Annotated in this window: 19 protein-coding genes and 1 pseudogene; 11 read left to right on the top strand and 9 right to left on the bottom strand. The window is 31.0% G+C overall.

Features of this window, described 5'->3' with window-relative positions; translation table 11 throughout:
* The first annotated feature begins 57 nt into the window (after positions 1-57).
* Positions 58-1,599 carry a helix-turn-helix transcriptional regulator gene (locus EI427_RS11045; protein WP_126614555.1) on the top strand — a complete coding sequence of 514 codons (1,542 nt, stop codon included), beginning with the start codon at positions 58-60 and terminating at the stop codon, positions 1,597-1,599.
* A 109-nt stretch (positions 1,600-1,708) separates the two neighbouring features.
* Here the strand turns inward: EI427_RS11045 and EI427_RS11040 are convergent.
* From EI427_RS11040 to EI427_RS11030, 3 genes and pseudogenes are all read right to left on the bottom strand, one after another.
* Positions 1,709-3,057: pseudogene (locus EI427_RS11040) on the bottom strand (acyl-CoA carboxylase subunit beta); the annotation flags it as partial.
* A gap of 238 nt (positions 3,058-3,295) precedes the next feature.
* Complete coding sequence (locus EI427_RS11035; RefSeq protein ID WP_126614553.1) at positions 3,296-3,703, bottom strand: hypothetical protein; 408 nt, start codon at positions 3,701-3,703, stop codon at positions 3,296-3,298.
* Positions 3,704-3,746: 43 nt separating this feature from the next.
* The gene (locus EI427_RS11030; RefSeq protein WP_126614551.1) at positions 3,747-4,289 is read right to left on the bottom strand and encodes an archaeosortase/exosortase family protein; all 543 of its coding nucleotides are present in this window, start codon (positions 4,287-4,289) and stop codon (positions 3,747-3,749) included.
* A gap of 226 nt (positions 4,290-4,515) precedes the next feature.
* On the opposite strand from EI427_RS11030, the gene EI427_RS11025 reads away from it, so the two are divergent.
* From EI427_RS11025 to EI427_RS11000, 6 genes are all read left to right on the top strand, one after another.
* The gene (locus tag EI427_RS11025; RefSeq protein ID WP_126614550.1) at positions 4,516-5,349 is read left to right on the top strand and encodes a hypothetical protein; all 834 of its coding nucleotides are present in this window, start codon (positions 4,516-4,518) and stop codon (positions 5,347-5,349) included.
* 7 nt (positions 5,350-5,356) lie between these two features.
* Positions 5,357-6,355 (top strand): S41 family peptidase, encoded by a 999-nt coding sequence (locus EI427_RS11020; RefSeq protein WP_170178448.1) that lies wholly within the window; start codon positions 5,357-5,359, stop codon positions 6,353-6,355.
* A 133-nt stretch (positions 6,356-6,488) separates the two neighbouring features.
* On the top strand, positions 6,489-7,301 hold the full coding sequence (locus tag EI427_RS11015; protein WP_126614546.1) for a hypothetical protein: 813 nt from the start codon (positions 6,489-6,491) through the stop codon (positions 7,299-7,301).
* A gap of 190 nt (positions 7,302-7,491) precedes the next feature.
* On the top strand, positions 7,492-7,902 hold the full coding sequence (locus tag EI427_RS11010; protein ID WP_126614544.1) for a hypothetical protein: 411 nt from the start codon (positions 7,492-7,494) through the stop codon (positions 7,900-7,902).
* 278 nt (positions 7,903-8,180) lie between these two features.
* Positions 8,181-8,369, top strand: coding sequence for a PID-CTERM protein-sorting domain-containing protein (locus tag EI427_RS11005; protein WP_205727845.1), 189 nt, complete (start codon positions 8,181-8,183; stop codon positions 8,367-8,369).
* A 49-nt stretch (positions 8,370-8,418) separates the two neighbouring features.
* Positions 8,419-13,488, top strand: a complete 5,070-nt coding sequence (locus tag EI427_RS11000; RefSeq protein WP_126614542.1) for a LamG domain-containing protein — start codon at positions 8,419-8,421, stop codon at positions 13,486-13,488.
* 82 nt (positions 13,489-13,570) lie between these two features.
* Here the strand turns inward: EI427_RS11000 and EI427_RS10995 are convergent, their stop codons facing one another.
* Positions 13,571-14,236, bottom strand: a complete 666-nt coding sequence (locus tag EI427_RS10995; RefSeq protein ID WP_126614540.1) for a head GIN domain-containing protein — start codon at positions 14,234-14,236, stop codon at positions 13,571-13,573.
* Positions 14,237-14,628: 392 nt separating this feature from the next.
* On the opposite strand from EI427_RS10995, the gene EI427_RS10990 reads away from it, so the two are divergent.
* On the top strand, positions 14,629-15,759 hold the full coding sequence (locus EI427_RS10990; protein WP_170178447.1) for an MBL fold metallo-hydrolase: 1,131 nt from the start codon (positions 14,629-14,631) through the stop codon (positions 15,757-15,759).
* A 9-nt stretch (positions 15,760-15,768) separates the two neighbouring features.
* Complete coding sequence (locus EI427_RS10985) at positions 15,769-16,356, top strand: sigma-70 family RNA polymerase sigma factor (protein WP_126614538.1); 588 nt, start codon at positions 15,769-15,771, stop codon at positions 16,354-16,356.
* Between the two features lie 63 nt (positions 16,357-16,419).
* Here the strand turns inward: EI427_RS10985 and EI427_RS10980 are convergent, their stop codons facing one another.
* The 5 genes from EI427_RS10980 to EI427_RS10960 all read right to left on the bottom strand — a co-directional run bounded on the left by EI427_RS10980 (position 16,420) and on the right by EI427_RS10960 (position 19,673).
* A complete protein-coding gene (locus tag EI427_RS10980; RefSeq protein WP_126614536.1) occupies positions 16,420-16,728 on the bottom strand; it encodes a heavy-metal-associated domain-containing protein in 309 nt (102 codons plus the stop codon).
* A gap of 8 nt (positions 16,729-16,736) precedes the next feature.
* On the bottom strand, positions 16,737-17,135 hold the full coding sequence (locus EI427_RS10975) for a mercuric transporter MerT family protein (protein WP_126614534.1): 399 nt from the start codon (positions 17,133-17,135) through the stop codon (positions 16,737-16,739).
* A complete protein-coding gene (locus EI427_RS10970) occupies positions 17,125-18,330 on the bottom strand; it encodes a transposase (protein WP_126613266.1) in 1,206 nt (401 codons plus the stop codon). The genes EI427_RS10975 and EI427_RS10970 overlap by 11 nt, the downstream gene beginning before the upstream one ends.
* Before the next feature lie 85 nt (positions 18,331-18,415).
* A complete protein-coding gene (locus EI427_RS10965) occupies positions 18,416-19,384 on the bottom strand; it encodes a permease (RefSeq protein WP_126614532.1) in 969 nt (322 codons plus the stop codon).
* Between the two features lie 46 nt (positions 19,385-19,430).
* Complete coding sequence (locus EI427_RS10960; protein WP_126614530.1) at positions 19,431-19,673, bottom strand: thioredoxin family protein; 243 nt, start codon at positions 19,671-19,673, stop codon at positions 19,431-19,433.
* A gap of 621 nt (positions 19,674-20,294) precedes the next feature.
* On the opposite strand from EI427_RS10960, the gene EI427_RS10955 reads away from it, so the two are divergent.
* On the top strand, positions 20,295-20,747 hold the full coding sequence (locus tag EI427_RS10955; protein WP_126614528.1) for a hypothetical protein: 453 nt from the start codon (positions 20,295-20,297) through the stop codon (positions 20,745-20,747).
* A gap of 163 nt (positions 20,748-20,910) precedes the next feature.
* Positions 20,911-21,870: a helix-turn-helix domain-containing protein gene (locus tag EI427_RS10950; protein ID WP_126614526.1), complete on the top strand. Its 960-nt coding sequence runs from the start codon at positions 20,911-20,913 to the stop codon at positions 21,868-21,870.
* Positions 21,871-21,971 lie beyond the last annotated feature (101 nt).

Raw genomic sequence — 21,971 nt, 5'->3', positions numbered from 1 at the left:
TTTTAAATTAATTATAAATTGTTGATTTATAGATTTTTAAATCGTTTAATTAGGTGCTTGTTTTTTCTCTTTTTACTCAACAATTGCTTAATTATTCAATTACAAGCTCAGCAGTTTACACCTCATGTTTATCAGCTTAATGAAATTGAAATTAAAGAGACGAGTCAAGAAAAAGATACGAGTACAATTAAAACCATAAAACAGCTTCTAAAAAAAAGTGGGGCTGCAAGAAACAATCTACAGTTTAGTACTGCTTTTGGTAATGGAGGAGAAGCATTATTTCTGGCAGAAGAAATTCAAGATACCTTATGGATGATACAGGCGTATGAATCAATGGGTGTTTTATATTATCTTTTTAAACAGGATGAAGAGGCAGGTACTCATTTCAAAAAAGCTAATATGTATCAACAAAAATTGTCTCAATATCAAACTGTTGCTTATCAATCTAAATATACTTCTGAATATTACTTAGCCTTATATTATCAACGGATAAATAATTTTGAACTTCTTAAAAGTCATATTGATAACTGTTTTGAATTTGTTCCTAATACTGAGAAAAATCAGATCTATAAAGTGTATTTAGAAGAAAAATTAGCAAGCTACTGGGAGGGGAAAGAAGAACCATTTAAAGCACTTGATTTATTATTTAGAGGAGTGAATACACTCGAAAATTTACCAGAAGAATATCCCAATAGAGCAATTAATACTAGCTTTTTAATTATTCTTTACGGACGAATTGCTCAAAATTATAGTGTTCTAGAAAAGTTGAGCTTGTCTAAGCAATATTTTGAAAAGGCATTAGCTCAAAAAGATGAAAGTGGTGAACATATTTTTTATAAGGCGTATGTTTTTAGTAGATATGCCAAATTGTTAGCATCAGAAGGTGAATTTAAAAAAGCATTTGTTTATCAGTCTGAAGCAAAAAAAATTAATGATATGTATTTAAATCCTCGTAATGATAGGAATAAGGATTTTCTAACCATCCGGAATCATTATAAAGAAGAAATTGATAAAAAGAATACAATTTTAGTTGCTCAACAACAGGAGATAGCTGCAAGAAATAAACAATTACTATTCTATAAATTACTTTTTCTAGTTATTGCTGTTATACTTACAATTGGCATTCTTCTTTATAGATGGAGAAATGAAAGAATAAAGCATCAGTTACTTGAAGATACCTCTAATGAACTACTGGCAATAAAAAATAAAGAACTCACTACAAATACACTTCAATTGATAGAAAGAGAACAAGTAATTATTCTTTTAAAAGAACATATTTCCAATAATGAACTAGGTACTTCTAATAAGCAATTTTTAAAATCTATTGATAGAAATTCTGAAACATTGTGGGATGCTTTTAATAGTAGATTTATAGAACAAAATATCAATTTCTACGAACGGTTAGAACAGCGAGTACCTAATTTAAGTGCTGCTGATCTAAAAATATGTGCGTTAATTAAATTGAATTTTTCAGGACAAGAGATGGCTTATTTATTGGGTATTTCTTTGGGTAGTGTACATGTTGCAAGACACCGATTAAGGAAGAAAATGAATTTAGAAAGAGATATTAATCTAACCAATTTTATCAATTCAATCTAAATAAAAAACGTGAACCATTGCTGATTCACGTTACTTTATCTTAAAGAGGAATATTACCATGTTTTTTCCTCGGGTTATGATCTACTTTATTTCTGAGCATTGTAAATGCTGCAATTAGTCTTTCCCGAGTATTTTCAGGTTTAATTACCTCATCTATATAACCTCTATACGCAGCTCTATAAGGATTTGCAAATTCTTTTGTGTATTCTGCTATCTTCTCTTGAAGTTTAGCCTCTGGGTCTTCTGCACTCTGAATCTCTTTCCTAAAGATAATTTCAGCAGCACCTTTTGCCCCATAACTGCAATTTCTGCTGTTGGCCAAGCATAATTTAAATCTGCTCCAATATGTTTAGAATTCATTACATCGTAGGCTCCGCCATACGCTTTACGTGTAATTACTGTAATTCTAGGAACGGTGGCTTCGCAAAAAGCATACAATAATTTTGCACCATTAGTAATAATTCCATTCCACTCTTGGTCAGTACCCGGCAAGAAACCTGGAACGTCTTCAAATACAAGAAGAGGAATATTAAAGGCATCGCAAAAGCGAACAAATCGAGCAGCTTTTTTAGAGGCATCATTATCTAGAACACCAGCAAGAACAGCAGGCTGATTACCAACAATACCAATACTTTTACCTCCAATTCTACCAAAGCCAACTACAATATTTTCGGCATATGCTTCGTGCACTTCAAAGAAAGAATCTTCGTCAATACTGCCGTTAATAACTTCTCTTATATCGTAAGGAGTGTTTGGATTTTCTGGAACTATTGTATTGAGTTGAGGACGAACTTCTGATTTTGGTTTTTCGTACTCGTACCTCGGAGCATCCATCTCACAGTTTTGTGGAAGGTAGCTTAGTAGTTTTTTTATTTTTTGTAGTGCAATTGCCTCATTTGCTGATGTAAAATGAGTAACACCACTTTTTGTGCTATGGGCAGATGCTCCACCTAATTCTTCAGAAGTAACCTCCTCGTGTGTAACTGTTTTTACAACATTAGGACCTGTAACAAACATATATGAGGTATTTTCTACCATCATTATAAAGTCCGTAATAGCAGGAGAATACACTGCTCCACCGGCACAAGGCCCCATTATGCAAGAAATTTGAGGTATTACACCAGATGCTTTTGTATTCTTATAAAAAATATCAGCGTAGCCTCCTAAAGATTTTACGCCTTCCTGAATGCGGGCACCTCCAGAATCATTTAAACCAATAATAGGAGCACCATTTTTCATGGCCATATCCATAATCTTACAAATTTTCTCTGCTTGAGACTCTGATAAAGAACCTCCAAAAACTGTAAAATCTTGAGAATAGACATACACCAATCTGCCCGAAATTTTACCATAGCCAGTTATTACACCATCGCCAAGGTAATGTTCTTTATCTAAACCAAATTGAACTTCTCTATGCCTTACAAATTTACCAACCTCGTGGAAGGTGTTTGTATCCATAAGTAATTCAATACGTTCTCTAGCTGTAAGTTTTCCTTTTTTATGTTGAGCTTCTATTCTTTTTTCGCCACCACCTAATTCGGCTAGACGATTCATTTCTTCTAATTTCTGAAGCTTATTCTTCATGTGTTCATGCTTAAAGTATATAGTGTGTTTATTAGTAGAAAGCTAAGAACGAAATTATTGGATTGCAAATATTTCTAAGATCTGCATAGTAAAATAGCTAGACAATCAGTTTTTATGATGAGGTTTTTACTGCTTTAAATTTTGAATACAGATAGATAATTGGGAACAGTACTAGAGGAGTGAAAGCAGATGTGAATTGTTGTACAATACCGTAAATTGTAATGTACATATATTTGTCGTTGTATGTTTTACTTATTGCACTTAAAATGATGTAAGTAAAAAGTAATACAATATAAAAAAGGATAAGGTTTTTAGTGATCTTCTTGTTGTTAAATAGTAAGTGAATAATAATGATACTTCCTGAAGTATTGATTAAAATATTTGTTTTATGAGCTAACCAATGACTATAAGAGAATATTTTTTGAGAAGAACCGATATGCAGTTTATAAAGTACATTTTGATAAAAATCAGAATATAAACTATTGCTATCTTCTTTTACATAGAAGCCTAAAAATAGCATTAAAATAAAAACTAGTAGAGCGATAATCCTCTTTTTATGATTACTACTGATCATTCGTATTAAATAAATCTTTCATTGAAGAAAATTTCTCAATCCATAACATCCAAAGGGCAAATACAATAGAATAAACAATAATTACATAGGTATATTTATGATTAAAATTAAACGTTTCTAGATCTTGAATGTAATTGTAACCAAGCATAATTACCCTTAATGTATTAGAAAGATAAATAATGAGTAGCCCAACCAAAATGTACACTATTTTAGTAGTCACTTTACCGGGAGTTAATGCTACAAAACTTGAGAATATTACCATTATGACTAAACCATTACAGGGGCTACCAACAAATACAGATTTAATACCATTTATATATAATGTACTCGCAGTATGATATGCTTCACCTCCAAAGAAGTTAATAAAAAAAGAAGACATAAATACAATGCTTTCTGTGATGGCAGAATCTATTAAACCATCTTCTTGTATGAGTGTAAACTGAAGGAGTTTCCATAGTATAAACAATAGAATAGCACGTATTCCAATAGTTTTTAATTGATGATTATGGTGATATTGCTGTTCTACAATCATAATTACACATCAGGTCTAATAGGTAAATGTCTAGAATGCTTTACATAGTAAACAGATGTGAATAAACTTTAGTTCACCCTGAAAATCAAAGCTTAAAATATTTCACGATTACAATCTGTGTTCTCAAAATTCTAATTAGAGGTTTGTTTATGTTAACAGGTGATCAATGTCATCCTTTACAAATCCTTTGTCTCAGTACTACATCAATCAATACATAATTCATCGTATGAAACGAAATATCATTATCACAATATTGGCATTATTATGCGTCCCATTTTTAGGGTTTTCGCAAGATGATGCTCCTCTTTCTAAAAAGGAAGAAAGAAGAAATAGACCTGTTTATTATACATTTTCAATGGGGTATAGTGCAACTAAATTTAGAGATTTAGCCACGTCGCCATTAATATATAAAGGGTTAGGATTACATTATGCATTTAGTTACAAAAGGTTAGATAGCAAAAGAGAATCAGAGTTAGGATCCTCTTTTTCATCAGGAAATTTTAAATCACACGGTATAGAATCTCCAGCCATGAGTACAATACAAACAATAGATATATTTTATTCTCAATTATACAGAATTAATAAATTATCCAATGATAAGTTAAACCTTAAAGTAGGGGGATTGGTAAATGTATCTCAGAACCTAAGAATAAACCCACACTTTTCAAATAATAGTTTAGGATCAGAGAATGTTTCAACAATATTTGGTTCTGTAAAGGTAACAAGAGATCTATCTAAGGTTATTAAAAACGAAATGAAAAGAAGATCTGTATCATTACGTTTAGATGTTAGTGTAATGAACAATACATTTAGAAATGGATATGTTTATTCTGGGCAATCTAGTATTGTAAATAAACCGAAATTTTTTGACGATTATGTGTTTAAAGCATTCTCTGGTTATAGAATGAATTTAGGTATTGACTATACCACTTATTTTAAAAATAACAATGCAATCGAAATCTCTTATTTATGGACTGGTTACAAAACTGGAGGAGATTTAGATCAATATGCAATGTCTAGTCAAGTATTTAAAATGGCCTTTTTATTCAACACTAAATAGTATTATCATGAAAAATATATACATTTTATTATTGTTAATTTCTAGTTTATTTTCTTGTGATAAAGTTTATTTTGGAGAAGACCTTGGAACAAAAGATAGAAAGAAAAACTTTGAATATTTATGGAATGAGTGTAATGAAAAATATTCTTATTTTGATGTTAAAAATATAGATTGGGATGCTATTAAAGTAAAATATGAATCTCAAATAAATGAAGGGATGTCTGATGAAGCATTTTTTAATGTAATGGGAAGTATGCTTTCTGAATTAAAAGATGACCATACCAATTTAATTTCTCCTTTAAACGTATCTAGGTTTGGCGTTAAGAAATTAGGACAAGATAACTTTGATTTTAGAGTAATTGAAGATAATTATTTATCAGACAATTATTACATCTCAGGTCCTTTTATGCACGATTTTATTGCTAACAATGAAATTGGTTACATCCGATTTGGAGAATTCACAGGAACTGTAGATGATAATAATTTAGACTTTATCTTAAAGAGATATAAAAATACAAAAGGGTTGATTTTAGACTTAAGAGAAAATGGTGGAGGTGCAGTAAACGATATCTTTAGTATTTTAAGTCGCTTTGTGGAAAAGAAAACATTAGTGTATTATTCTCGAATAAAAACTGGAGCAGCACACGATGACTTTTCTGAAATGAAAGAAGCATTTGTTGAACCTTCTGGTAAAATTAGATATAAAAATAAAGTAATTGTTTTAATTGATAGAGGAACGTACAGTGCAGGTTCTTTTACAGCACTTGCAACAAAAGCACTTCCTAATATTACACTAATTGGCGATACAACTGGTGGAGGTTTAGGAATGCCAAATGGAGGTCAGTTACCAAACGGTTGGACTTACAGATTTTCTATTACACAGGCATTAGATTTAAGTAAAGACCCATCACTAGAAAAAGGTGTACCAGCAGATATCCCTGTTTCTTTTGATTGGAGCGATATGAAAAAAGACGAAATTTTAGATAGAGCGATTAACGAATTATAAAATTTGGAAGCTATGTGATCCTTGATCATATAGCTTTTTTTTATTGGTTTGTTAACTAGGTTTAATACAATTGGCAAGTGCTTCAACCTCTATGTCTTACTAGTGAAAATATCAAATAAACAAAACCAGAAGTATGAATACAATTACAAAATTTTCGTTATCGTTCTTTTTAGGAGCAGCTGCTTTATTTTCTTCTTGTAGTAAAGATGAAGAGCCAAAAGTTGAATTAGCTCCCGAATTAAAAATAGAAAACAGTAAGGAAATATTAGAAGTATTACCATTACAAGCAATATCATTTGATGTTTACTCTAAGTCATTAGACAATACAAATATTAGTAGCATATCTTTTTCTAGAGAGTTAGTAATTCCAGAAAGATTTTCTAAAGCACCAGATAACATTAAACAGAAGAGTTATACTTATAATTTTAATGGATATGCTCCATTAAAGAAAGGAGATTATGAATATACTTTTATTACATATACTGAAGGAGGACAATCTAAGTCAGTTAAACAAGTAGTAAGAGTTACTGAAGAACCTTTTACATTAGAAGTAAATGAGAAGCTAACTGAAAATGCTAAGGTAGGTGAAGAATTTACAATTACGGGTAAAGTTAGATCTATAAGAGGATATAAATCAATTAGTTTTCATACATCAGCTTTAAATCCATCTATTAGTTTTTACTCAGGAAATAAATATAATGATGTTTCTAAACAAACTGCTTCTTCTTATACTAATGTAAAGTCAGCACATAGTATAGATAAAGATGGGTTTGAAATATTTACTTTCGAAGTGAAAGTTAAGGTTCAAAAAGGAGATAAAGGCAACAAAGACAGTCAGAAATATTTTGATGTTACATTCTCTGCGGTAGATAAGTGGTTATCTAATCCTATCTACAATAAAGAGTCTCAGTTTAAAACATGGACTAAGAGAATTAATATTAAGTAATAGAATTGTAGTTTACAATTAATAAGTAAATTATCACTGGATAATATTACGTACAAAATGGTTAAAATAGTCTATAGTTTTTAGAGTGTTTTAACCATTTTTCATTAAACTTTATTAAGTGTAATTAATTGTCATACAGTTATTTATATATGTCTTATAATCGAAAGAATAACACATTAAATAATACAATATGAAAACGCTAAAATTAGTATTTGCGACCTTACTTATTACATTAATAGGATCTTCAGTTTTTGCAGGTTCTCCTCCTAAGAAAGGATCAAATTTCTTTGTTGGAAAATGGCACTTATATGAGATTAGTTTTTTATCAACGGGAGAATCTTTTAATGCTGATGAATATTTAAAAGGTGAAAATTACCAGCAGTTTGAAAACGATGGTTCATTTATATCAATTACACCGACAGTTACTTCAAAAGGATTATGGGAGTATGATTCTAAGAAAAAGAATATGACAATATCCGGTGAATTTGAAGGAACCCATGTGAAGGATGTTTTTAAAGTAGTTTCAGCAAAAGATGATAAGTACATATTGGATCTACATACTGAAGGGCAAACGATAAGATTATATTACCAAAAACTATAATTATTTCTTATTAAGCTATTCCATTATTGGAATAGCTTTTTTTTTGCGAAAAATTACCAATTAAAATTACTTTTTGAAACACTCTACAAAATGAACAAACGAAGAAAATAAGTTTGTACTCACGTAATAATATAATAGGATAATTTTTAGATTTTTGGACTTTGATAGTAAAATAAGAACCTATAACAGAAGAAAAGGGTTTTGATACTGATTAGTAATATGATTTAATAACCCATTTATGGATTGGTAATCAAGCCACTACACTTACTACTTCTGTTATGAATATAAAATTTTTAGTATCTTTATTTACATTACTTTTTATATCTATCTTGTTTGCTCATGCACAACCACCACCTCCACCAGGGGAGGGAGTACCTATTGATGGAGGAGCTACATTATTAATAGCTTCAGGTGTGGCTTATGGTATTAAAAAGTTTAGAGATTATACATTGAAAGATGATAAATAAAAGATCTCTATTTACCCAAACTCACTGAATTGCCTAACCCACAATTGTTATGGAAAATATTTTCACCAAGATTCTATGCAGTATAGGATTATCTCTTTTCTGTTTATTAGCTCCAAATGCAATAGCATCTACAAATACATACAACAGTTTAACTTCTAATAAACATAGCAGTTATTATGCTGCTTCCTTAAGCTACAGCACAAGTATTTTAAATGAGATAAGTACAAATAATGGATCTTTTACAGAAACAATAACAGTCACTCAAACAGGAGGGACTTTTGATGGTACACTAAACGAAGATTTCATAAATAGTAATAAAGCAACGATTACAAATTTACCCGCTGGATTAACAGCTTCGGTAACTTATACTTCAACTACCGAAGTAGTACTTGCTATTACTGGGAATGCCAACAACCACGGAGATGTTGAAGATATTTCTAACCTTACAATTTTATTCGAAAATACGGCATTTACAACCGGTGATAATTCTATAGTAGCAGATAGCGAAAAAAGTGATATCAGCTTAAATTTTAATGATCCTAAACCAAATAATGCAATCCAATTAGACGGAGTGGATGATTACGCAAGTTCTTCTCAATTTGCATTGCCACAAGATTTTACTGCAGAAGGATGGTTTAGACCTGAAACTGTAGCTGGTAATGTTTTCCTTTTCCAATTTAAATCAAATACAGAACAACTCAATTTAAGGCTTAATAATGGTATACTTATTTCTTGGAATGGGTTTGGAGGAAATAACACAACTGGTTCTACAACAATAAATGCGAATCAATGGATTCATGTTGCTTTAGTGAGAGAAGGAATCACTACAAGAATTATTCTGAACGGTACTTTAGAAGTTGAAAACACAAATAGTGGTGGGTACACGGGAGAAACAATAAATCTGTTTTTAGGTGCAAAATCAGCTTCTGGAATTCTGTCAAACTTTTTTACTGGAAAAATTGATGAATTTAGAGTTTGGGACCAAGTATTAACCCCAGCAGAAATTACTGCAGCAATGAATGATCAATTAGTAGGAGATGAAACGAACCTTCTAGCGAGTTATTCTATGAATGAGTTGTCAGGGACAACTATACCCGATAATAGCCCAAATGGATACGATGTATCTTTAGAAAATATGACCAATGATGATTGGGTTGCTGGTGATTGGACAACTACTGCTTTAACTTATAGTACATCTTCAGTTGTAGAAGCAGTAGAAAATGATGGATCAATAGCGGAAACAATTGATGTTACACTTTCGAATGGAGATTTTTTAGGCACAATTGGAGATGATTTCATTGCTGATAATAAACTTATTGTTTCTAATTTACCCACTGGTTTAACTGCGGTAGGTACAAAAATTTCTAACACATCATTGCAGATAAGTTTTACGGGTAATGCAGTTGCTCATGAAGTAAGTGATAACATTTCGAACTTAACTTTTACTTTTCAAGATGCTGCCTTTAGTAATAATAATGCAGCTGCTTTTACAAGCTATAATATATCCAATTTAAATATTAATTATTCAGATTCACCAAACAACTCTTTAGCTTTTGATGGAGTAAATGATTATGCGGTATCTCCAAATCTTACTTTAGGAGATGATTTTAGTTTTGAAGTATGGGTAAAACCAACATTAGTATCTTCAGGTAATGTGTATACAGTTGGTCAGGCAAATTCAACAACAGAAAATATTTCACTTAAAGTCAATACAGACGGAACATTGTCTGTTTTCTTTAAAGTCGAAGATCAGTCATCAGATACTTATCAATTAAATTCTATAAGTACAGTACAAGCAGGAGAGTGGTCTCATATTGCTTATACAAATGAAGGTGGAGTAGATGCAAAATTGTATATTAATGGTGTTTTAGATGATAGTAACCCTACAAGTCTTCCAAGAATTTTCACCTCAATAACGAATGATTTAACGATTGGTAAAAAATTATACGATACAGAAGATACAGATCATTTTCCTGGTGAAATTGATGAATTGAGAATTTGGGATAAAGTACTTACTCAAACAGAAATAGTGGAAAAAATGAATTTTGAAGCTATCGGAAATGAGACAGACTTAAATAGATATATTGATTTTAACTATCTCACAGGGACATTTTTTGCAAGTAGTGGTTCAAGTGTTGCTGTTGGAGCATTACATAATATGACCAATGATGATTGGGTATTAGCTACATGGCAAATTACTCAATTAAATTATTTTTCATCGTCGTTTACAGAAAATACAAGTACCAACAGCGGTAGCATAGTAGAAACGATAAGTGTTGCTATAACTGGAGATCTATTTACAGGAAACACCAACGATAATTTTGTATCAGACAATAAAGTAACTTTTACTAATTTACCGGCAGGGTTGGTTGGTTCGGTAATTAGAACGTCAGAAACAACAGTTGATATTTCTTTGACAGGAAGTGCAACTGCACACGAAAATGCTAATGACATTGCTAACCTGTCAATAGTTTTTGCGAATACAGCTTTCACGGGTAATGATGCGACATTAATAGGAAATTACAATAAATCAGATTTCACTATTGATTTTATTGATGCGTACACTACGTCAATTTCTTACAATAAAACAATTTTTCTAGAAAGTATAGACAACAATGGTAGTATAAACGAAGCTGTTGTTCTTACTTTATCTGATGATACTTTTGCTGCAGATGTTATTACTGGAAATAGGATTTCTACTTCTAATGTGCCTACTGGTTTAACAGCGTCATTTATTAGAGACTCAGATACTCAAATTACAATGACACTTAGCGGGACTGTATCGGCACATGCAACTACCAATAGTGTTGATAACTTAACGGTTACTTTTGGAGATGGCGCTTTTACTACTTACCTAAATACTGTTGTTGCTAATTATAACAAAACAGATCTTGGAATTTACTTCATGAATCAAGCACCTGGAAATGGATTAATATTAGATGGTGTAGATGAATATGTTGATTTTGGTACTGATACTCCATTTTTTCCAGATAAGGATGCTTGGACTGTTGAAATTTGGGTAAATGCGACTGATTGGACTCCTACATCAACAGAAAAAATTATTAGTTCTACAGAGGCGAGTGGAATGGCATTTATTTTAAATGGTACTCAATTAATAGCAGAATATTTTGATAATGGTTTAGGCAGTTATCAAACTGCAAATTATATCCTCCCAAGTGGTTTTGCGGGTTGGCATCATGTAGCCATGACATTTGATGGAAGGTACTTAACACTTTACATAGATGGTGAGCCTATGGAGGTAAATGATAGAGGAAGTACTGGAGGAGCAATAAAAACGGGGAACTCTAGTATATATCTTGGTGCAGAATATAGTTCGTCGCCACTCTTATTCTTTGATGGTAAATACGATGAGCTAAGAATTTGGAGTAAAGTAAAAACCAACGAAGAGCTTATTAATGAGATGTTTGCGACACTAGATGGAACAGAAAGTAATCTTGTCTCTTACTTTAACATGAACTGCCATAAAGGAAGTGTTTTGTACGATAGGACATCTAATAATAACCATGGGGCATTGCAAAATATGGAAGAAGCGGATTGGATAAATTCTGATATTTATACGCACTATAATGGTACAACGTGGTCAAATTCAACTCCAACTACTTTTGTAAATACAGTTATTGGAGAAGGGGTAAACTTTGCTATTGATGCACCTTTTAATGTAAATAATTTATTGATTTCTACCGGAGCAACTGTTAGTATAGATGCCGGAGGGTCGGCAACACTTGCAGACCGTTTGATTACTGAAGGAACATTAACGTTAGACAACGGAGAGTTTATTACACAAAATGGAGTGAATGAAAACAGTGGGACAGGGAATGTAAATTATACTTTATCTGGTGCTGGTATTGATAAAGTGTATCATTATTTTGCTAGTCCATACACATCGCTTACGTTTAATTGGGGAGAAAATCCTTTTAGATACAATCCAGAAGATGCAGTAGGAACGGATAGTACGGGATTAAGTAGAGGTTGGAATGCTTATACTGAAAATATGATTCCGGGTCGAGGATACATTTCTGAAAATGTAGGTACTCAAGTAATCAGTGGTATTCCTAATAATGGAACAGTAACTTACACCGTAACAAATGGAACATTTACAGGATATAACTTAATTGGGAATCCTTATTTAGCACCAATTAGTGCGTCATTATTTATTGCTGAAAATGGGGAGAGTGGAACAAATAGAATAGCCAATACACTCTATTTTTGGGATCATGATGAATCTAACGTAGATGTTTTTGATAACTCTGATTATGCAACTTGGCACCCAACCTTAGGTGCTGTTGCTGGTGGCGATGGTACAACTCCAAATGGAAATATTGCAGTAGGGCAGGGATTCTTCGTGTCAGCAGCATCAACAGGAGATGTTACTTTTACTAATGCAATGCGAACAACAACCAATAATCAGTTTTTTAGAGAGAAAGCAGACGATGTTCCTTTAGCAAGATTTTGGTTAGATGCTGATGGGGATAACGGAGAATTTAATCAGATTTTAATTGCTTTTAAAGATGATGCAAGCGATTACTTAGATGTACAATACGATAGTAAGAAATTTAAAGGAAACCCTAGTTTTTCACTGTATTCATTAATGTCTGATACTAATGAGCATTATGTAATTCAGGCGCTAGATAATGTGGGTATTGCTCGTAAGGTAGTTCCTATTGGATTGTCTTTAGCCAATGCAAAAACAATTACTTTTTCTGTTCCAAAAATGGATAATATGGGCAGTTATGAGATCATTTTAAGAGATAGAGTTTCTAATAAAACCTATGATTTAAAAAATACAGATGCAACAATAAGTTTACCAGCCGGAGATAATATCAATAGGTTAGAAATGATATTTGATACCTCTTCGCCACTTGCGTTACTTGATTTAGAGAACGAATTGAAAGTAGGTATTGCAAAAGGAGTAATACAATTATTTGGACATCATGAATTTCATTCTCTAGAAGTATTTAACTTCTCAGGTCAGTCTGTATTACAATCTAATGATTTTAATTTGACAGGTAAAGTTGAACATAGCCTTAAGCCAGATTATTATATTGTTCGATTATCTAACAATGATAAAACCGAATTTGTAAAAATAAAAGTGGAATAAATACAAAATATTATCGCATAAAAATAGCTCCTTTAGTTTTTTACTAGAGGGGCTATTTTTATGTATTTGTAAGCGTGTATTTTTACTCTTTTGCAGTACCGTAATTCTTTAAACTTCCAATGCCACTAGATTCCATTTTTATAGAATTACTTGCATTTACTTTTACACTTCCAATGCCATCACATTCTACTTCCATATCTTTTACAAGAAAATCTCTAGCATCTACAGAGCCAATACCACTATACTCTAAATTGGTAGATTTTGCATTTCCAGCAAGTTCAACTTTACCAATACCATTGTATTCAAAATCTAAATGATTGAGTTTAAAATGTAAGGTAGTAGCACCAACGCTGTTCATTTCTAATTTAAGATTATTGAAATTAAGAACCCCCTCATTTGTAAGTGTTCCAACCAAATTAGATTCTATTTCTTTTAAATCGACAATCTGAATATATAGTGTTAGGCTCTTTTTACTATTGACACTTTTATTAGATCCATCTTCTTTCTTTTTAATATTAGTAAAACTAAGTTGGTCGCCTTTCTGTACCATCTTAATTTCTTCTAAATCTTTTGTTTTACCTTCTGCATAAGCACTACAATATTCTCCTTTTACAAGAACAACATTAAAGCTCCCGTCTAATTCTAGTTTTGTAAAATCTTTACAAGGAAATGGTTTTGTGTCATTTTTCTGAGCAAAAGTTAAGATGGAAACAAGAGTAAGTATGGAAGTCAAAATTATAGATTTCATTGTTTTATTTATTTATAATGTGTTAGCGTATTTCTAAATATTTAAGTTCAATGTAAAAGACAAAAGGGTAAAGTAAAGGTTGCATATAGCTGAATTTTATTCAAAAATGCCATATAACAAATAGTTTTAGTTTGCTGATATACAGTATTTTAATTTATAAATTAATTTTTTGATTATACTATAGTTTAATTGATAATATTATTTAGTATTTAAAATACTGTTATACAGTTGTTTAATATTATGTTTGATGTTTGTTTTTAATAGATGTGTTCCATTTTAGGTAAACAAAGAAATAAATAATTAAGACATATAACCAATATATTGCAGATTCTATATAGAAAAGATTAAATTGAAAACTGTTCATCTTTCTTATTTCATAATAGCACTACAATTTGAAAACTTTCTTTAAACGATTAGCATTATTATTTGCTGTTATTATCGCAGCATTTTTAATTTACGGTTTTGGTTTTTTATATCTCAGTCCAGAATTTGGAGGCACTCAAACAGAAGAAGATATTATTCGTTATAAGGCATCAGGTCATTATAATGACGATGGCTTTTTTAACTTGATTCCAACATCTTTAGATATGAGCTTATCGTCACTTTGGGAAACTATACAAGCCTATGCAGATGGTATAGAAAATTCACGTCCATCAGAAGATATTGTTCCAAATAAAATTACGGAAAAAGCCCTTTTAGCCAACGACTCTCTAACAAGAATAACATGGTTTGGACATTCTGCATTTCTTTTAGAAATAGATACTAAAAAGATACTTGTAGATCCAATGTTAGGACAAGTTGCTGCTCCTCATCCAATGTTAGGTGAAAATAGATACAGTAAAGAATTACCTATAGCCATAGATCAGTTACCAACAATTGATGCGATCATTATATCACATGATCATTATGATCACCTCGATTATAAATCAATTGAAAAATTGAAACACAAAGTAGAAGAGTATTATGTTCCTTTAGGAGTTGGCGCTCACTTTAGAGCTTGGGGAATTCCATCAGAAAAAATCCATGAAATGAACTGGTGGCAAGAAGCGAATTTTAAAGAATTAACGATTGTTCTTACTCCATCAAGACATTTTTCTGGAAGAGGAATAACGGATAGAAATAAAACAATGTGGGGTTCTTGGGTGATTGAAGGCAAGCACCAAAAAGTATTTTTTAGTGGTGATGGTGGTTATGCAAATCATTTTAAAGAAATAGGAGAGAAGTATGGTCCATTTGATATTGCTTTAATGGAATGTGGACAATACAATAAGAATTGGGCTCAAATACATATGATGCCAGAAGAATCTGCTCAAGCTGCAGTAGATGTAAATGCAAAAGTGATGATGCCTGTACATTGGGGTGCTTTTACATTATCGTTACATTCTTGGACAGATCCTGTTGAAAGAGTAACCATTAAGGCAAAAGAATTAAATATGCCGTTAACCACTCCAGAAATAGGAGAAGTTTTTATTGTAGGTGATGGAAATGTATATCCAACTTCTAAATGGTGGGAAAACTATTAAATTAGAGATATGGAAAATAAGCAGTGTAGTAACATGAATGAGATTGTAGTAGATTACTATGACTATATTCACTCGTTCATCAATAAGAAACTAAAGAACAAAGAAGATGTAGATGATTTAACCCAAGAGGTAATGGTTAAACTTACAGAAGCTTGTTCTAAACCATCAGAAATTCAAAACTTAAAAGCATGGTTATTTCAAGTAGCTAGAAATGTAATCTATGCCTATTATCAATCGCATAAATTAGATACAGAAAGTTTAATGGAAGAGACTTCTTTTGTAGACCACAAAGAAGAAAGTATAGGCACTGCAGATTATATAATCTCAATGATAAACCTTTTGCCTCAGGAATATGGAGAACCTTTAAAATGGGCAGATATAGAAGGCTTACCTCAACAACAAATTGCCGATAAATTAGGAATAGGTCTTTCTGGTGCTAAGATGAGAATCCAAAGAGCACGCAAGAAATTATTAGAACTTTTTAATCAGTGTTGTGATATAGAATATGATGCAAAAGGGAATTTTGTAAGCTGTTCTGTCAACAATAGTTGTGAGAGTAAGGATCAAATTAAATTAAGCCTTGAAAATGACAATTGATTTTAAATAAAAATTAATCAATACCTATCTCCATTTTAATAAAAATAGGTATTGATATATGAGTTATATCACTTTATAAGGAGTTGTATTGATTGCTTTTACAATTTCTTTTTCTGATGATTTATTCTGATCATACCAAACAGTAATTTCAGATTTATCTAAGTTAGGTTTCATCATTATAAAACCATCTAATTCTTTTAAAGAATACTGTACTATTCCAACACAGCAACTAGATTTGAACTTTTTAAGTTTAAATGTTTTCTGAGTTTGTTCAGTTGTCACTACAATTTCAGTTTCATGCTTCTTTGTGCTAGTTGTACAAGAAGTTACTGTTGCTAATAATAGGCTGCTAATTATTATTATTTCTTTCATTTTTTTATTTATAGGTTGATGTAAGGTAAGACAATGGTGAATAGTGTAACGATGGCTACACCCCATAAAAATGTCTTTGATTGGAAGAAGTATACTGTCTGCTTTTCTGTTTTACTTAGTTGCTGATGTTCATTATTTACAGAATAACAAGAAGTATCTTTCTTGGGTTGATAGGCCAAGTATAAATTATAAAATGTAAGCAATAAACTTAAACTAATTAAGTAAGGCTTAATACTAATTAACCAAGTGAGTGATGCTGCTGAAATGCCTAATAATCCTACAATTGAAAGTAACGGACCAACACAACATGTAGATGCCAGTAAGGCGGCAAATACCGCCGTTACTGAATTAAATAAAGTTTTCATTAACCAATACTTCGGTAAAATAATATATTTTTCAAGCAGCAATTTGACCTAATTTTCGAATCATCTCAAATTGCTGTTTATTTTTTTCAACATCTACATCAATTCGAAATACACTAAAAATCTTTTTTAGTATTAACTCATTGAAATAGAGTGTTTTTATGTTAGCCATTGAAAAGGGTCCTCTTTCCTTTTTTTCTTGATTGATCCAATGAAAAGCCTTAGCAATTGAGACAGAAGTAAGTGCCATATTAGTATGAAAATGAATTTTATTTTTACTTATTCCTTGACAACCTGTAAGACTTGTATGCTGTTTTGCATCTCGAAAAAGAAATTCTATGTGAAAACGTAATCTGTAATAATTGAAAATTTGGAAGGCCTCTTGATTTAGATCTGTTGAAAAGAATATTTTTTGCTTGAGCTTTTGATTTTTAAATTGAACAAGTGCAATCATTACTTCTCTTTTTAAAGCAACGCTATAAATTTTTGCAGAGTACAAATAATATAAGTCTGTATCATCTTCTAACTGAAAAATATCGAGATCAATATTTTTCCAGTCTACTTTTCCGTTGAATTTTTTAGGTCTACCGCGTTTTCCTGTTTTTGGTCCTTCAAATAAATACCTTGCATTCATATCACCTCTAAATCGACTAAGTACAGTAAAGCCAGCCTCATCTAATGGTCGAACAAACTTTTCTTTTGCAAAATAAGCATCAGCTACAACATACTTAGAATGCGTCAATAATTGCTCTTTATGTGTAAGCAAAGTGGATGCATAATGGTCAACTAAACTCATGCCTTTCTCCTTTAATTCTGTAATTGAAGGCGTTTGGATTGCATCATAATGAAAGGCATTACGACTTTCTACATCAACAATTCCAATACCTGATAAATCCAATCCTTTTTGAGCTTTACCAGCACATCCGGACCAATATTTCCCTAAACCATAGGTTTTCTTACCACTTTTACTGAGGTAAACAGGATCGAAAGCTATTATTTTTTCATCACCACAATGTTCATTGATCAAATGATGATTAAATTCTGAAAAAGAAAAACCTGATTCGAAATTATTTCGGTAAGTTTTTTCACTATATGAACCATACCTTGATAACTGAAGAAAATTAATTTTCCCCTTGATACTCAAGAAGAGTATAAAACATTCTGTTAAAAAGTTGACTTTACTTTTTCTTAAGTCAGACATTTTTGATAATATTGGTCCTATGAAAGCTCTGCTTTCCATAATTAGCTGTTTTTTGTTGGTAGGACTTCAAAAATACAGCTTTTTATGTTTTATAGGGATTTTGAAAAAATTACCGAAGTATTGATTAACTGAACATTATATTAAAGAAATAACCTGCTAGTATCATCCCAAATCCAATTGTTCCGAAGAAGGCAAAAATCAATTGTTTTTTCATTACCTTTTTTAGAAGTAAAGCTTCTGGTAATGATAAACCAACTGCACCCATCATAAATGCTATGGCAGTTCCCATTGGTACACCTTTAGCAACTAATGTATCTATTACTGGTAAAATTCCAACAGCATCAATATATAATGGAATAGCTGTAAGCACAGCAATAGGAACAGCAAATGGATTATCTGCACTAATGTATTTTTGGAAAAATTCTGCAGGAACGTATCCATGTATAAAAGAACCAATAGCTAACCCAACTGTAATGTAGGGAATCAACTTTTTTAATGTTTGTACTGTTTCTTTATGTATTTCAGGAAGACGTTCTTTTAAACTACGTTTATCTTCTTCTTCAATAGCATGTGTTTCTGCTAGGTTTTGTACCCAATCAGCAACATATTTTGCCATGCCTAATTTATCAAGAACTATACCTCCTATAACACCTAGTAGAATACCAAAAAGGACATAAACTACTGTGAATTTTATTCCATATGTAACTAAGAACAATGCAATTGCTACTTCGTTAACTAAAGGAGATGTTATTAAGAAAGACAATGCAATGCCTAAAGGGATTCTAGATTGCATCATTCCAACAAAAAGAGGAATAGATGAGCAAGAACAGAATGGAGTAATAGCACCTAATATAGATGCTAATATATTTCCAACCCCGAATTTTTTATTATTTTCTAAATAGGCCCTAATTTTATTTAATGGGAGATAACTTTGAATAATACCCATTAAATACGTTATAATAATAACCAATAAGACAATGTGAGTTGTGCTAACTAAGAAATAATGCAAGGCACTACCAAGAGTGGTTTCTGCTCCAATACCTAGCAATTGATAAACAAGGTAATCTGCTGCTTTTATTAATAAACTTTCCATTTTTTTAGTGAGATATGCTTTAATAAGCGTTGAATTGATGAAACTTTTATGCTGTAAGCATTTCTTTTACAGCTTCATCTGTATTGTTTTGTCTGTAAGAATGTACCTTACCATCAACTACTATAGATGGAAAATCCATTGTGCCATATTGCATTGTTTCCATCATGTCTGTAACATCGAGTACATCAATTGCTACATTGTTTTCTGCAGCAATTCTTTTTAGTTGATTTTTGATGTTAGGGTTAACTCCACAACAAGATTGGTGCAATACTTTTACTACTTTTTTCATGACGATTTTTATTTTAATGTTTTAAATTGTTTTCGTCTATGTAGTATGGGGTTGGTTCAAAAAGACACAACTATTCGAATTTTTTTTTAAAAATGTTTTAATTTGCTTCTATATTGATACCAATTATAGATGGCTTTTTGATTTTGGACTTATAGAGCTCGACGATTCTTTATTATATATGCTGATTGAAGTTTGATCAATTGATAAAGCTATTTGACCTCTTTTTTGTATTTATAAATCAGAAGAGAATTATAACTAGAATTAAATATCAATTATTTGAAGAATTAGTAGCTTTTTTTTCATTATTATACCTAATAAGGGAATACTTAAAACCATTTTATACTGAGCTTACCTTTTATAGGGTATAATAATCAACATGCCAAAAACCTTTATAATAGATCGTAAAGCTAGTTTTTTGATTTGTGCACTAGTTATTTTATATACTTTTATAAGTAACTTTTATCCTTTTATACCAGCCTTTTGTAACCTTGTTTTGAGAGTTAATTTATTTTAAATAAATAGATAAAAACATAGTTAATGAGTGTAAAATACCGTAACTCAAAATAAGAAACGTCGTTACTTAACTGTATAAAATTTATAAAAATATTAAAAATTACTAGAATGAAAAATTTATCATCTGACTTTTCGAGCAAAGAATATATTAGAGTATTTGTTAAAGTTGCCGAGGGTACATCGTTTATTAAAAATTACGTTAAGAACTTTGACGCAGAAGTTGAATATGTTTTTGATATGCCTAAGTTAGGGAATTTGAGAGTTGTCGCATTAACCTCTCCTCATGGAAATATTTCAGCAGTAATTACAGATTCTTTAGAAGGCTTTCCAGAATACTTAGAACGTACTAAAGTTCTTTACTGGACAAAAGATATGGAATCGACTTTAAGAAATGCAGAAGCAGCAGGCATGAAAGTTCTTCAAGAAAAATCTGCAGTTCCCATTGGATTTCAAGGTAGATATGAAACTCCAGGGGGATATGTTGTAGAATTGGCCGAGGTATCTGAAGAAGGAAAACAATACTTTCATCAAGATCTTGAAAAATTAGGGTATACACTGTAGTTAGCAATAAGATTTTTAAAAAGCATTGGAAGTTATTTCAATGCTTTTTTTATGCATAATTTTTTATTGGATCAGGTACTTTGTAAAGTTTTTATTTTAGTTGTGATAAATGTATTTTAGATAAATAAAAATAGATCAATGACTTTTCTTTATAAAAATAGGTATGAAAAAGATAGAATTTAAGGAAAGAGACGAAGAACGAATTATTGATTTTATTCATAAAAATCTTGGAGGAGAAATTATTAATGATAATCAAATAGTATTTGATAATGATATCGTTAAAGGGCAGATGATGGTACATGAAGAGCCAGAGTATAGGGTTACTGCAATGGATTATACTGCAAAGAAAGCAACAAAATTTAAAATTCATCATGATATTAAATATGATCTATCTGTACATCTATTTTTAAATGGAGTAGAGCTAGATCAAGGCAAAAAGAAATTGGCACTTAACCTTCCTAATGGTTTTATCTTTTTAAAGAATGAAGAACATTTTAATTTGAAGTACAAAGAAGGCGAAAGAAAAATTATAATAACTTATGCCATAAACTATGAAAAATATAAAATAAATGAAGTGATGAAAAAACTTCTAAATCTAGGGAATTATATATTCCATACAGGAAATGAACATACTATGATTTGGAAGAAATCGGTATCAGAAAAGATGCGAAGTGAAATTGACCCAATAATTAAAAGAGCATGGGTTCGGGTAAAATTAACAGAGTTAAAGCTTTTAGTAGATAATATTCTACTTCACATTGACGATAAAAAAGATACACACCTTTTTTCTAATTATGAACTAGAAACTGTTTACAGTATTAGAGACTTTATGCATGACAACCTGCGTAATAAAATCTCTGTAGAATCTTTTATTAAAGAATATGGTATTAATAAAATTAAGCTGAATAATATTTTTAAGGCTGTTTTAGGTAATACGATGTACAAGTATTATCAAGAGAAAAAAGTTGAAAGTTTAAGAGTGGAAATTATGACTACTTCAAAAACGATTACAGAATTGTCTTATGAGTTCTCTTACACAGATGTTAATCATTTAACGAAAAGCTTTGTGTCTCATTATGGAATTTCACCATCTGAAATGAGAAAATCGAAACATAAATTATAAGCTTAATTTACAGATTTATACATTTATACTTATTTCGTAAACAATTGTACTACCTGTTATTTTACCATTTGAATGATATTTGGGTTCTCTCAAAAATCAAA

The organism is Flammeovirga pectinis, from assembly GCF_003970675.1.
Classification (GTDB): Bacteria; Bacteroidota; Bacteroidia; order Cytophagales; family Flammeovirgaceae; genus Flammeovirga; species Flammeovirga pectinis.
Note: the sequence above shows the minus strand (reverse complement) of the source record. Positions and strands in the feature narration are given on the sequence as shown.